The organism is Streptomyces sp. NBC_00096 (assembly GCF_045041305.1).
Lineage (GTDB): Bacteria > Actinomycetota > Actinomycetes > Streptomycetales > Streptomycetaceae > Streptomyces.
On record NZ_CP108221.1, the window covers coordinates 804,481 to 818,129 of the forward strand.

General features: G+C 70.3%; 11 protein-coding genes. All 11 read left to right on the forward strand.

Annotation, left to right across the window (positions count from 1 at the left end; all coding sequences use genetic code 11):
* Positions 1 to 143 precede the first annotated feature (143 nt).
* The 11 genes from OG904_RS03625 (at position 144) to OG904_RS03675 (ending at position 13,643) form a co-directional block, all read left to right on the forward strand.
* On the forward strand, positions 144 to 1,985 hold the full coding sequence (locus OG904_RS03625) for a 3-hydroxyacyl-CoA dehydrogenase family protein (protein WP_405487280.1): 1,842 nt from the start codon (positions 144 to 146) through the stop codon (positions 1,983 to 1,985).
* 166 nt (positions 1,986 to 2,151) lie between these two features.
* Positions 2,152 to 2,976, forward strand: coding sequence for a TetR family transcriptional regulator (locus OG904_RS03630; RefSeq protein WP_405487282.1), 825 nt, complete (start codon positions 2,152 to 2,154; stop codon positions 2,974 to 2,976).
* A gap of 427 nt (positions 2,977 to 3,403) precedes the next feature.
* Positions 3,404 to 4,741, forward strand: a complete 1,338-nt coding sequence (ccrA, locus tag OG904_RS03635; protein WP_405487284.1) for a crotonyl-CoA carboxylase/reductase — start codon at positions 3,404 to 3,406, stop codon at positions 4,739 to 4,741.
* A 32-nt stretch (positions 4,742 to 4,773) separates the two neighbouring features.
* On the forward strand, positions 4,774 to 6,873 hold the full coding sequence (locus tag OG904_RS03640; protein WP_405487286.1) for a protein meaA: 2,100 nt from the start codon (positions 4,774 to 4,776) through the stop codon (positions 6,871 to 6,873).
* A complete protein-coding gene (locus tag OG904_RS03645) occupies positions 6,870 to 7,844 on the forward strand; it encodes an HpcH/HpaI aldolase/citrate lyase family protein (protein ID WP_405487288.1) in 975 nt (324 codons plus the stop codon). Before OG904_RS03640 ends, OG904_RS03645 begins: the two co-directional genes overlap by 4 nt.
* Before the next feature lie 5 nt (positions 7,845 to 7,849).
* Complete coding sequence (locus OG904_RS03650; protein ID WP_053681718.1) at positions 7,850 to 8,362, forward strand: MaoC family dehydratase; 513 nt, start codon at positions 7,850 to 7,852, stop codon at positions 8,360 to 8,362.
* 4 nt (positions 8,363 to 8,366) lie between these two features.
* Positions 8,367 to 9,572: an acyl-CoA dehydrogenase family protein gene (locus OG904_RS03655; protein WP_243341650.1), complete on the forward strand. Its 1,206-nt coding sequence runs from the start codon at positions 8,367 to 8,369 to the stop codon at positions 9,570 to 9,572.
* Between the two features lie 185 nt (positions 9,573 to 9,757).
* Positions 9,758 to 10,414, forward strand: a complete 657-nt coding sequence (locus OG904_RS03660) for a phosphatidylserine decarboxylase (RefSeq protein ID WP_328301641.1) — start codon at positions 9,758 to 9,760, stop codon at positions 10,412 to 10,414.
* A 34-nt stretch (positions 10,415 to 10,448) separates the two neighbouring features.
* Positions 10,449 to 11,270, forward strand: a complete 822-nt coding sequence (gene pssA, locus OG904_RS03665) for a CDP-diacylglycerol--serine O-phosphatidyltransferase (RefSeq protein ID WP_405497748.1) — start codon at positions 10,449 to 10,451, stop codon at positions 11,268 to 11,270.
* Positions 11,271 to 11,563: 293 nt separating this feature from the next.
* On the forward strand, positions 11,564 to 13,069 hold the full coding sequence (locus OG904_RS03670) for an AlkA N-terminal domain-containing protein (protein ID WP_405487291.1): 1,506 nt from the start codon (positions 11,564 to 11,566) through the stop codon (positions 13,067 to 13,069).
* 22 nt (positions 13,070 to 13,091) lie between these two features.
* The gene (locus OG904_RS03675; protein WP_405487293.1) at positions 13,092 to 13,643 is read left to right on the forward strand and encodes a methylated-DNA--[protein]-cysteine S-methyltransferase; all 552 of its coding nucleotides are present in this window, start codon (positions 13,092 to 13,094) and stop codon (positions 13,641 to 13,643) included.
* Positions 13,644 to 13,649: the final 6 nt, after the last annotated feature.

Below are 13,649 nucleotides of genomic sequence, written 5' to 3' on the forward strand. Positions count from 1 at the left end.
CCCTCCCGGCCGCTTCCCCACGGACACCTCCTCACGGGATCACCGGGCCCGGGCTTCTCCGCACGGCTCTTCCGTACGGCATCCGCGCGCGCCGTGCGCCGCGCGCCCCCTCAGTCGTCACCCTCTTCCACTGGAGTCCCGCGATGGACCTTCCGTCCACGTCCAGTCAGTCCACCCCGTCCGCCCCCTCCGCCGAGCCCGTCCGTCCGGCTCTGCAGACCATCGCCGTCGTCGGTCTCGGCACGATGGGCTCCGGCATCGCCGAGGTCCTCGCCCGGGCCGGCCGCGAGGTCATCGGCATCGACACCAGCGACGCGGCCTCCCGCCGGGCCACCGCTTCCCTCGCGGCGGCCACCGCCCGCTCCGTGGTCAAGGGGCAGCTCACCGAGGAGGAGCGCGAGGGCGTGCTCGCCCGCTTCCGCACCTTCTCCGAGCTGGGCGCCGCCGCCGAGGCCGATCTCGTCATCGAGGTGGTCCCCGAGTCCTACGAGCTCAAGCAGCGGATCTTCCGCGAGCTCGACGCGATCGTCCGGCCCACCGCGATCCTGGCCACCGGCACCAACGCCCTGTCGGTGACGCGGATGGCCGCCGAGTCGCAGCGCCCGGAGCGCGTGGTCGGCCTGCACTTCTTCAACCCGGTCACGGCGATGAAGCTGGTCGAGATCGTCTCCAGCGTGCTGACGGCCCCGCCGGCCGTCGAGGCGGTCACGACGCTGGCCCGCGAGCTCGGCAAGGAGCCCGTCGCGGTCGGCGACCGGCCGGGCTTCGTCGCCGACGGCCTGCTGTTCGGCTACCTGAACCAGGCCGCCGCCATGTACGAGGCGAAGTACGCCTCCCGCGAGGACATCGACGCGGCGATGCGGCTGGGCTGCGGTCTGCCGATGGGCCCGCTCGCGCTGCTCGACCTGATCGGCGTGGACACCGCCCGGACCGTCCTGGAGGCCATGTACGCGGCTTCCGGTGACCGGCTGCACGCCCCGGCCCCGGTCCTGGGCCACCTCGCCGAGGCGGGCCTGACCGGGCAGAAGTCCGGGCGCGGGTTCTACACGTACGAGGGACCGGGCAGCCAGGTCATCGTCCGCGACCTGCAGACCCCGCCCGACGGGGACCTGGTCCGGGCGAGCCGTCCGGTGAACTCGGTCGGCGTGGCCGGTTCGGGGACCATGGCGAGCGGTATCGCGCAGGTCTTCGCGCAGGCCGGCTTCCCGGTGGTGCTCGCGGCCCGCAGCCAGGAGAAGGCGGACGCGGCGAAGGCCGCGATCGGCAAGTCCCTCAAGCGCGCGGTGGACCGGGGCCGGCTGACGGAGGAGGCCGCCGCGGCCACCGTGGACCGGATCACGGCGGCGGGCTCGCTGGACGCCTTCGCCGACGTGGACCTGGCCGTGGAGGCCGTCGCCGAGGACCTGGCGGTGAAGCAGGAGCTGTTCCAGGCGCTGGACAAGGTCTGCAAGCCCGGCGCGGTGCTCGCCACCACGACCTCCTCGCTCCCGGTGATCGCGATCGCCCGCGCGACCTCGCGGCCCGAGGACGTGATCGGCATGCACTTCTTCAACCCGGCCCCTGCGATGAAGCTGGTCGAGGTGGTCCGCACCGTCCTGACCGCCGACGACGTGCACGCCACGGTCCGCGCGGTCTGCGCCCAGGTGCGCAAGCACGCGGTGGACTGCGGGGACCGGGCCGGCTTCATCGTGAACGCGCTGCTGTTCCCGTACCTCAACAACGCGATCAAGATGGTCGAGCAGCACTACGCCGGCATCGACGACATCGACGCGGCGATGAAGCTGGGCGGCGGCTACCCGATGGGGCCCTTCGAGCTCCTCGACGTGGTCGGCCTGGACGTGTCGCTGGCCATCGAGCAGGTCCTGCACAAGGAGTTCCGGGACCCGGGCCTGGCCCCTTCCCCGCTGCTGGAGCACCTGGTCGCCGCGGGCTGCCTGGGCCGGAAGACCGGCCGCGGATTCCGTGAGTACGCCCCCCGCCGGTAAGCGGCGGCAGGCACACGAGCCGGATGCGTGGGGAGGGCTGCTCGGGTCTGCCGGACCCTCACGGCAGGCCGTACCTTCCGAGCCCAGTGCGGGCTCTCCCCCGCATCCTTCCTTGCCCGACCCCCCTCGGGAGCGCTCTCCCGCTCGAATGAAGTACTTTCGCTCTATGTCCCAGCCCGCCAAGACCTCACCCCGCGCCTCCTCGGCCTCCGACGTCCCGGAGACCCCGGCGGGCACCAAGGCGGCCGCGCAGCGGCTCAAGATGCGCCGCGAGCTGGCGGCGGCCGCGATGGAGCTCTTCGCGACCAAGGGGTACGAGGCGACGACGGTCGACGAGATCGCCTCGGTGGCAGGGGTGGCCCGCCGGACCTTCTTCCGGCACTTCCGGTCCAAGGAAGAGGCGATCTTCCCGGACCACGACGACACCCTGACCCGCGCCGAGGCCGTCCTCGACGTGGCCCCGGCGCACGAGCACCCGCTCGACACGGTGTGCCGGGGGATCAAGGAAGTCATGAAGATGTACGCCGCCTCGCCGGCGGTGTCGGTGGAGCGCTACCGGCTCACCCGCGAGGTGCCGGCGCTGCGGGAGCGGGAGATCGCCTCGGTCGCCCGGTACGAGCGGCTGTTCACCCGGTACCTGCTGGCCCACTTCGACGAGCAGGACCACCACGACGGCAACGACGACCCGCTGCTGGCGGAGGTCGCCGCCTCGGCGGTGGTCACGGCCCACAACCACGTGCTGCGGCGCTGGCTGCGGGCGGGCGGGCAGGGCGACGTGGAGGCGCAGCTGGACCACGCCTTCGCGATCGTGCGCAAGACCTTCGGCTCGGGGATCGGCGCGGGGCGCACGCTGAACACGGCGTCCGCGGCGCCGGCCCCCGAGGTGGCCTCGGTGCGCACCCGGGGCGAGGTCCTGGTGGCGGTGGCGCGTACGGACGCCCCGCTGGACGAGGTCATGCGGACCATCGAAGAGGCACTGCGCGGCAAGTAGCGCGCGACAGGCAGTCCGAAAGCAACGCGCGCGACTCTCGTCACACAGGCCGCCCCCGATTCCGGGGGCGGCCTTCTGCGTATGCCCGACTTGCCCCTACTCGCGGGTAACTCTGATCGATCATCGCTCATCCGTGCAGGTCAATCCGCAAATGAGAGAAAGTTTTGGCACGCGGTGCCTTGCTGAGTGACACGGGGTGCCATACGTTGAATCTCGTCCGGATGTCCCCGCGGACCGGCCCACTCGGCACGGAACGCGCCCCGGATGCCTGCGTCACCAGGCCCCCGCACCGCCCCACCACAGGCAACGCGCAGCAGCACCCCAGCCGAATCGACGGCGCCCCACCCTCTTGCTCCACCGCTTCGCCACACCACGCAACCCGTTTCCCTCAGCGCACCCTCATCAGCGCACGGCCGGAGGCAACACCGTGAAGGACATCCTGGACGCGATCCAGTCGCAGGCCGCGACGGCCGCCGACTTCGCTGCCCTGCCGCTCCCCGACTCGTACCGCGCGATCACCGTGCACAAGGACGAGGCGGAGATGTTCGCCGGGCTCACCACCCGCGAGAAGGACCCGCGCAAGTCCCTGCACCTGGACCAGGTCCCGCTGCCGGAACTCGGCCCGGGTGAGGCCCTGGTCGCCGTCATGGCCTCCTCGGTCAACTACAACTCGGTGTGGACCTCGATCTTCGAGCCGGTCTCCACCTTCAGCTTCCTGGAGCGCTACGGGCGCCTCTCGGAGCTCACCAAGCGCCACGACCTCCCGTACCACATCATCGGCTCGGACCTCGCGGGCGTCGTCCTGCGCACCGGCCCCGGTGTGAACGCCTGGAAGCCGGGCGACGAGGTCGTCGCCCACTGCCTCTCGGTCGAGCTGGAGTCCTCGGACGGCCACAACGACACGATGCTCGACCCCGAGCAGCGCATCTGGGGCTTCGAGACCAACTTCGGCGGCCTGGCGGAGATCGCACTGGTCAAGTCCAACCAGCTGATGCCCAAGCCCGACCACCTCAGCTGGGAGGAGGCCGCCTCCCCCGGCCTGGTCAACTCCACCGCCTACCGCCAGCTGGTCTCCCGCAACGGCGCCGGCATGAAGCAGGGCGACAACGTCCTGATCTGGGGCGCGAGCGGCGGACTCGGCTCGTACGCCACCCAGTTCGCGCTGGCCGGCGGCGCCAACCCGATCTGCGTGGTCTCCAGCGAGCAGAAGGCGGACATCTGCCGGGCGATGGGCGCGACCGCGATCATCGACCGCAGCGCCGAGGGCTACAAGTTCTGGAAGGACGAGCACACCCAGGACCAGAAGGAGTGGAAGCGCTTCGGCAAGCGCATCCGTGAGCTCACCGGCGGCGAGGACGTGGACATCGTCTTCGAGCACCCGGGCCGCGAGACCTTCGGCGCCTCGGTCTACGTCACCCGCAAGGGCGGCACCATCGTCACCTGCGCCTCGACCTCGGGCTACAACCACGAGTACGACAACCGCTACCTGTGGATGTCCCTGAAGAAGATCGTCGGCTCCCACTTCGCGAACTACCGCGAGGCCTGGGAGGCCAACCGCCTGGTCGCCAAGGGCAAGATCCACCCCACCCTGTCGCGGGTCTACTCCCTGGAGGAGACCGGCCAGGCCGCCTACGACGTCCACCGCAACCTCCACCAGGGCAAGGTCGGCGTGCTGTGCCTCGCCCCCGAGGAGGGCCTGGGCGTGCGGGACCAAGAGCTGCGCGCCACGCACCTCGACGCCATCAACCGCTTCCGCAACGTCTGATACAGCCTCAAAGGCCAAAGGGACAGCCTGAGATGACAGAGCGCCAGAAGGACCGTCCGTGGCTCATGCGGACGTACGCCGGCCACTCCACGGCCGAGGCGTCCAACGAGCTGTACCGCCGCAACCTCGCCAAGGGCCAGACCGGCCTGTCGGTCGCGTTCGACCTGCCGACGCAGACCGGCTACGACCCCGACCACATCCTCGCCCGCGGCGAGGTGGGCCGGGTCGGGGTCCCGGTCTCCCACCTGGGCGACATGCGGCGGCTGTTCCAGGACATCCCCCTGGAGCAGATGAACACCTCGATGACGATCAACGCCACCGCCATGTGGCTGCTGGCGCTCTACCAGGTGGCCGCCGAGGAGCAGGGCGCGGACATCGCCCAGCTCCAGGGCACCACCCAGAACGACATCGTCAAGGAGTACCTCTCGCGCGGGACGCACGTCTTCCCGCCCGGGCCCTCGCTCCGCCTGACGACGGACATGATCGCGTACACGGTCAACCACATCCCCAAGTGGAACCCGATCAACATCTGCAGCTACCACCTGCAGGAGGCCGGGGCCACGCCCGTCCAGGAGATCTCGTACGCGATGTCCACGGCCATCGCGGTCCTGGACTCGGTCCGCGACTCGGGCCAGGTGCCCGAGGAACGGTTCGGCGAGGTCGTCGCCCGGATCTCCTTCTTCGTGAACGCGGGCGTCCGCTTCATCGAGGAGATGTGCAAGATGCGCGCCTTCGGCCGCATCTGGGACAAGGTGACCCGCGAGCGCTACGGCATCGAGAACGAGAAGCAGCGCCGCTTCCGGTACGGCGTCCAGGTCAACTCCCTGGGTCTGACCGAGGCGCAGCCGGAGAACAACGTCCAGCGCATCGTGCTGGAGATGCTCGCGGTCACCCTCTCCAAGGACGCCCGCGCCCGCGCCGTGCAGTTGCCGGCCTGGAACGAGGCGCTGGGCCTGCCCCGGCCCTGGGACCAGCAGTGGTCGCTGCGCATCCAGCAGGTCCTCGCGCTCGAGAGCGACCTGCTGGAGTACGAGGACATCTTCGCCGGCTCGCACGTCGTCGAGGCCAAGGTCGACTCCCTGGTGGCCGAGTGCCTGGCCGAGATCGACCGGATCCAGGAGATGGGCGGCGCGATGGCGGCCGTCGAATCCGGGTACCTGAAGGGCGAGCTGGTCTCCTCGCACGCCGAGCGGCGGGCCCGGATCGAGGCCGGCGAGGACAAGATCGTCGGCGTCAACTGCTTCCAGCAGACGGAGGAGAACCCGCTCACCTCCGACCTGGACGGCGCCATCATGACGGTGGACGCGGCGGTCGAGGCGCTGACCGTGGAGCGGATCGGCCGCTGGCGGGCCGAGCGGCAGGAGTCCTCGGACCGGCAGGGCGGCAGCGACCCGTTCGTCTTCCCGACGGTCATGCAGGCCCTGGACCGGCTGAAGGAGGCCGCCGCGGGCGACGAGAACCTGATGGAGGCCACCCTGGAGTGCGCCCGCGCGGGTGTCACCACCGGCGAGTGGTCCAACGCCCTGCGCGAGGTGTTCGGCGAGTTCCGGGCCCCGACCGGGGTCTCCTCGGCCCCGGTGGCCGTGACCGCCGAGGAGGGGACCCCCATGGCCCTCGTCCGCGCGAAGGTCTCCCGCACCGCCGACGAGCTGGGCTCCGGCCGGCTGCGCCTGCTGGTCGGCAAGCCCGGCCTGGACGGACACTCCAACGGCGCCGAACAGATCGCCGTGCGGGCCCGCGACGCCGGCTTCGAGGTGGTCTACCAGGGGATCCGGCTGACCCCCGAGGAGATCTCCTCGGCGGCGCTGGCCGAGGACGTGCACTGCGTCGGACTGTCCATCCTGTCCGGATCGCACAGCGCGCTCGTCCCCGACGTACTGGAACGGCTGCGCGCGGCGGGGGCGGGTGACATCCCCGTCGTCCTCGGAGGCATCATTCCCAATGCCGACGCCGTGGCGCTGAAGGCGGCCGGGGTGGCCGCGGTCTTCACCCCGAAGGACTTCGGCATCACGGAGATCATCGGCCGTATCGTCGACGAGATCCGCAAGGCGAACAAGCTCCACCCGATCGGCGACGCCGAAGACACGACCGTTTCCACCGAAATCGCTGCAAGCACGGAGGTCCCCGCATGACCACGCCCTCTTCCCCGGTCAACCGGCTGCGGCCGCGCCGCTCCTGTCTCGCGGTGCCGGGTTCCAACCCCCGGTTCCTGGAGAAGGCCCAGGGCCTGCCGGCCGACCAGGTCTTCCTCGACCTGGAGGACGCCTGCGCGCCGCTCGCCAAGGAGGGCGCCCGCCACACCATCGTGGACGCGCTGAACAACGGCGACTGGACCGGCAAGACCCGGGTGGTGCGCGTCAACGACTGGACCACGCACTGGACGTACCGCGACGTGATCACGGTCGTCGAGGGCGCCGGCCAGAACCTCGACTGCATCATGCTGCCGAAGGTCCAGGACGCCCAGCAGGTCGTCGCGCTCGACCTGCTCCTGACGCAGATCGAGAAGACCATGGGCTTCGAGGTCGGCAAGATCGGCATCGAGGCGCAGATCGAGAACGCCAAGGGCCTGGTCAACGTCGACGAGATCGCCGGCGCCTCCCCGCGACTGGAGACCATCATCTTCGGGCCGGCCGACTTCATGGCCTCGATCAACATGAAGTCCCTGGTCGTGGGCATGCAGCCGCCCGGCTACGGCGCGGACGCCTACCACTACATCCTGATGCGGATCCTGATGGCGGCCCGTATGCACGACCTCCAGGCGATCGACGGCCCCTTCCTCCAGATCAAGAACGTCGACGGCTACCGCGAGGTCGCCGGGCGCGCGGCGGCCCTGGGCTTCGACGGCAAGTGGGTGCTGCACCCCGGCCAGGTCGACGCGGCCAACGAGGTCTTCTCCCCCTCGCAGGAGGACTACGACCACGCAGAGCTGATCCTCGACGCGTACGACTGGTGCACCTCGGAGGCCGGCGGCAAGAAGGGCTCGGCGATGCTCGGCGACGAGATGATCGACGAGGCCAGCCGCAAGATGGCGCTGGTCATCTCGGGCAAGGGCCGCGCCGCGGGCATGCAGCGCACCACCAAGTTCGAGATCCCGGAAGGCTGATCAGCATGCAGTTCGGACGCACCTACGAAGAGTTCGAGATCGGCGCGGTCTACAAGCACTGGCCCGGAAAGACGGTCACCGAGTACGACGACCACCTCTTCTGCCTGCTGACCATGAACCACCACCCGCTCCACATGGACAGCAACTACGCGGAGAACACGACCGACTTCGGCAAGAACGTCGTCGTGGGCAACTACATCTACTCGCTGCTGCTGGGCATGTCCGTACCGGACGTCTCCGGCAAGGCGATCGCCAACCTGGAGATCGAGTCGCTGCGCCACGTGGCGCCGACCTTCCACGGGGACACGATCTACGGCGAGACCACGGTCCTCGACAAGACCCCGTCGAAGTCGAAGAACGACCGCGGCATCGTCTACGTGGAGACCAAGGGCTACAAGCAGGACGGCACCCTCGTCTGCGTCTTCCGGCGCAAGGTGATGGTCCCGACCGAGACGTACATCAAGGAGCGCGGCGGCGAGCAGCCCGGCCGCCCCACGCTGAAGGAACAGGGGAAGTAGAACCATGAGCCGACTTGCCCAGACCGCCGGCCTGACGGACGACCAGAGGGACATCCTCAAGACCGTCCGGGAGTTCGTCGACAAGGAGATCATCCCGGTCGCGACCGAGCTGGAGCACCGGGACGAGTACCCGCAGGCGATCGTCGACGGTCTCAAGGAACTCGGCCTGTTCGGCCTGATGATCCCCGAGGAGTACGGCGGCCTGGGTGAGTCGCTGCTCACCTACGCGCTGTGCGTAGAGGAGATCGCGCGCGGCTGGATGTCCGTCTCGGGCATCATCAACACGCACTTCATCGTGGCGTACATGCTCAAGCAGCACGGCACGCAGGAGCAGAAGGAGTACTTCCTCCCGCGCATGGCGCTGGGCGAGGTGCGCGGCGCGTTCTCGATGTCCGAGCCGGGGCTGGGCTCCGACGTGTCGGCCATCACGTCCAAGGCGGTGAAGGACGGCGACGAGTACGTCCTGAACGGCCAGAAGATGTGGCTGACGAACGGCGGCACGTCCACGCTGGTGGCCGTCCTGGTGCGCAGTGACGAAGGACACCCGGAGGGCACCGCCCCCCACAAGTCGATGACGACCTTCCTGGTGGAGAAGGAGGCCGGCTTCGGTGAGGTCCGGCCGGGCCTGACCATTCCCGGCAAGATCGACAAGATGGGCTACAAGGGGGTCGACACCACCGAGCTCATCATGGACGGACTACGCATTCCGGCCAATCGGGTCCTGGGCGGCGAGACCGGCCGAGGGTTTTACCAAATGATGGACGGGGTCGAGGTCGGCCGCGTCAACGTGGCGGCCCGTGGCTGCGGCGTCGCACAGCGTGCATTCGAGCTGGGTGTCTCATATGCCCAGCAACGTCACACTTTCGGGAAGGCCATCGCCGAGCACCAGGCGATCCAGTTCAAGCTGGCCGAGATGGCTACCAAGGTCGAAGCCGCCCATGCGATGATGGTCAATGCAGCACGCAAAAAGGACTCCGGGGAACGAAACGACCTCGAAGCAGGGATGGCGAAGTACCTCGCCTCCGAGTACTGCAAGGAGGTGGTGGAGGACGCGTTCCGTATCCACGGTGGCTACGGCTTCTCCAAGGAGTACGAGATCGAGCGTCTCTACCGGGAGGCGCCGATGCTGCTCATCGGTGAAGGTACCGCCGAGATCCAGAAAATGATCATCGGGCGACGCCTGCTCGAGGAGTACCGACTCCAGGGCTGAAAGTCCCTTTTGCGGTAAATCATCCAGTGATTTTCCGCGAGAGGGTCACTACCAGTCACTGGCGTGTGGTCATCGACTCGGCTTCTGGCTTGCCCAGTTGTTGTGCGCAACCGATAGCATTCCAGTAAAGCCGCCGTCCCGTCCCCCCGTTTGCGGCGCGGCATCACCCGCTACGAAGGTCATCCATGCCCCACAGCCAAACCTCTGCACCTCGCGTCGGCCTCCTCGGTGGACGCCTCGCGCGCGGAGCATCGCCGTGGCTTCTGCCGACCGTCGCCACCGCCGCTCTCAGCCTCACCCGGGCCCGGAAGTCCGGACGCTGGGCGGCAGTGGCCGTGCCCACCACCGCGCTCGCGGCGGGCATGCTGTGGTTCTTCCGCGACCCCGAGCGTGAGATCACGCAGGGCCGGGTCATCTCCCCCGCCGACGGTGTGGTGCAGAGCATCATGCCGTGGAAGGACGGACGGACCCGGGTCGCGATCTTCATGAGCCCGCTGAACGTCCACGTCAACCGCGCGCCCCTCGCGGGCACGGTGACGTCCGTGGAGCACGTCCCCGGTGGATTCGTTCCGGCGTTCAACAAGGAGAGCGAGAACAACGAGCGCGTTGTCTGGCACTTCGACACCGAGCTCGGCGACATCGAGATGGTGCAGATCGCCGGCGCCGTCGCCCGCCGGATCGTCCCGTACCTGCCGGCCGGCACCAAGGTGGAGCAGGGCGAACGCATCGGTCTGATCCGCTTCGGCTCGCGCGTCGACATCTACCTCCCCGAGGGCGTCGAGGTCGCGGTCGAGGTCGGCCAGGCCACCACCGCGGGGGTGACCCGAATTGACCGTGACTGACCCTGAGACTCCGGCGAACCCGTCGTCGGGATGGGTGCCCGAGGCCTCCGAGGAGGAGTCCGCCGAGGACGACATGCCGCTGTCACTGCGGCTGTCGATAGCGGACACCCTCACCCTCGGCAACGCGACGTGCGGATTCATGGCGGTGTACTTCACCACCACCGGGATCCTCATCCCGCACCTGACCGGCAGCGGCGAGTCGGGCATGGCCCGCAGCAGCGCCGCGACGGCCGTGATACTGATGCTGCTCGCCGCGGTCTTCGACCTCTTCGACGGCATCGTGGCCCGCAAGCTGCGCAGCTCGCCGATGGGCGCGGAGCTGGACAACCTGTCCGACCTGATCAGCTTCGGCCTCGCGCCCGCGTACTTCGTCCTCGTCTGGGGCATGGTCGCCGACGACGCGGTGCAGAAGATGTCGGCGCTGGCGGCGATCGTGGTGCTGCTGGCGGTCGTACTGCGCCTGGCCAGATTCAGCTGCGTGGCGATGAAGGACGGCATGTTCCAGGGCATGCCGAGCCCCTTCGGCGCGCTCACGGTCGTCTCGATCGTGCTGCTGGAGCTGCCGTTCATTCCGACGCTGATGGCGATCGTCGGGGTGGCCTGGCTGATGGTGAGCCGGGTCGAGTACCCCAAGCCGCGGGGCGTCCTCGCGGTGGCGATGCTGAGCTGGATCGTCGCGGCGATGGGTCTGCTGGCGGCGTGGGCGTTCGACGCGCCGGGCGGTGGGCTGCTGCTCCAGACCGGCTGCGCGCTGCAGATCGCTCTGGCGGCGACCATCCCGCTGTTCGCGACGACCCGTCGGGCGAACACGTTCCGCCACAACCGCCGCGAGGCGAGGGCCACGCAGGCCCCGTAACCCGGCTGTACGCACACGAGAGGGCCCCCGGCCGCCACGAGGCGACCGGGGGCCCTCTCCGCGTACGCGGACCGCCTGACGACGGCCGGGGGCCCAAACCGTTGCCGGGTGCGGCACCGTTCCCGGGGGCCAGCCCCCGGACCCCCGCTCCTCAAACGCCGGAGGGGCTGGAATTGCCGCTGCGCGCACCTGCGGGCGGAGCCCCAGGGACCGGGGAAGCAGGGGGCGCCCCGGTAAACTTGGTGTCGGAAAACCGCCAGCCCGGGAGCCCCCCGCCCGGGAGGATGGAAGCCATGTACACCGACACGGAGCGCTGCGTACGGGCCGTCCAGTCCAAGGACGCCCGCTTCGACGGCTGGTTCTTCACCGCCGTCAGGACCACGGGAATCTACTGCCGGCCCAGCTGCCCCGCCGTGCCGCCCAAGGTCGAGAACATGACCTTCCTGCCCAGCGCCGCCGCCTGCCAGCAGAGCGGGTACCGGGCCTGCAAGCGGTGCCGCCCCGACACCTCCCCCGGCTCCCCCGAGTGGAACGCCCGCGCCGACGCCGTCGCCCGCGCCATGCGCCTCATCCAGGACGGGGTCGTCGACCGCGAGGGCGTTCCGGGGCTGGCCGCCCGGCTCGGCTACTCCGCCCGCCAGGTGGAGCGCCAGCTCAACGCCGAGCTCGGCGCCGGACCGCTCGCCCTCGCCCGGGCCCAGCGCGCGCAGACCGCCCGGCTGCTGATCGAGACCTCGGAGCTCCCGATGGGGGACATCGCCTTCGCCGCCGGGTTCTCCTCGATCCGGACCTTCAACGACACCGTCCGCGAGGTCTTCGCCCTGGCCCCGAGCGACCTGCGGACCAGGGCCGGGAAGGGCCCGCTGCACGCCCGGAGCGGGGCGGAGGCGGCCCGGGCCCGGGTGCCCGGCACCATCAGCCTGCGGCTCCCCTTCCGCGCCCCGCTCAACCCCGACAACCTCTTCGGCCACCTCGCCGCGACGGCCGTCCCCGGGGTCGAGGAGTGGCGGGCGGGCGCGTACCGCCGCACGCTCCGGCTCCCGTACGGCACCGGGGTCGTCGCGCTCACCCCGCGGCCCGACCACATCGGCTGCCGGCTCGCCCTCACCGATCTGCGCGACCTCACCATCGCCATCAGCCGCTGCCGCCGGCTGCTGGACCTCGACGCCGATCCCGAGGCCGTCGACGAGCAGCTGCGCGCCGACCCGCTGCTGGCCCCGCTCGTGGACAAGGCCCCCGGGCGCCGGGTGCCGCGGACCGTCGACGCGGAGGAGTTCGCCGTACGGGCGGTCCTCGGGCAGCAGGTGTCCACCGCCGCGGCCCGTACGCACGCGGCCCGGCTGGTGCGCGCCCACGGCGAACCGGTGGCCGACCCCGATCCCGAGGGCGGGCTGACCCACCTCTTCCCGTCCTCGCGGGCGCTGGCCGGGCTCGATCCGGAGTCCCTGGCCCTGCCGCGCAGCCGGCGCACCACCCTCACCACGCTCGTCTCGGCGCTCGCCGACGGTTCGCTGCCGCTCGCCGCGGACAGCGACTGGGAGTCGGCCCGGGCACGGCTGGGCGCACTGCCCGGGTTCGGCCCGTGGACCACCGAGATCATCGCGATGCGGGCGCTGGGCGACCCGGACGCCTTCCTCCCCGCCGACCTGGGGATCCGGCGGGCCGCGAAGGGGCTCGGGCTGCCGTCCACGCCCGCCGCGCTGACGGCCCGCGCGGCGCGCTGGCGGCCCTGGCGCGCGTACGCCGTGCAGTACCTGTGGGCCACCGAGGACCACGCGATCAACGTCCTGCCCGCCTGACTTCCGAGGAGCACGAACCACCATGAGCAGCAGCAACACGAGCAGCACCGCCACGGGCGGCACCAGCACCGGCACGAGCACCGCCAAGCGGCACACCGTCGTCGACAGCCCCTACGGGCCGCTCACCCTCGTCGCCACCGACGGGGTCCTCAGCGGCCTCTACATGACCGGGCAGCGCCACCGCCCGGCCGAGGAGGCCTTCGGGGAGCGCGTGGCGGCGGGCGAGGAGCCCTTCCCGGAGGTGGTGCGGCAGCTGACCGCGTACTTCGCCGGCGAGCTCACCGCGTTCGACCTGCCGGTGCGGCTGGAGGGCACCGAGTTCCAGCGCAGCGTGTGGGAGCAGCTCGTACGGATCCCCTACGGGCAGACCTGGTCGTACGGGGAGCTGGCCGCCAGGCTCGGCAAGCCGAACGCCTCCCGCGCGGTGGGCCTGGCCAACGGGAAGAACCCGGTCAGCATCATCGTGCCGTGCCACCGCGTGATCGGGGCCTCCGGTTCCATGACCGGCTACGGCGGCGGCGTGGACCGCAAGGTGCGCCTGCTGGCCTTCGAGTCGGGAGCGGAGACCCTGTAGATCCTC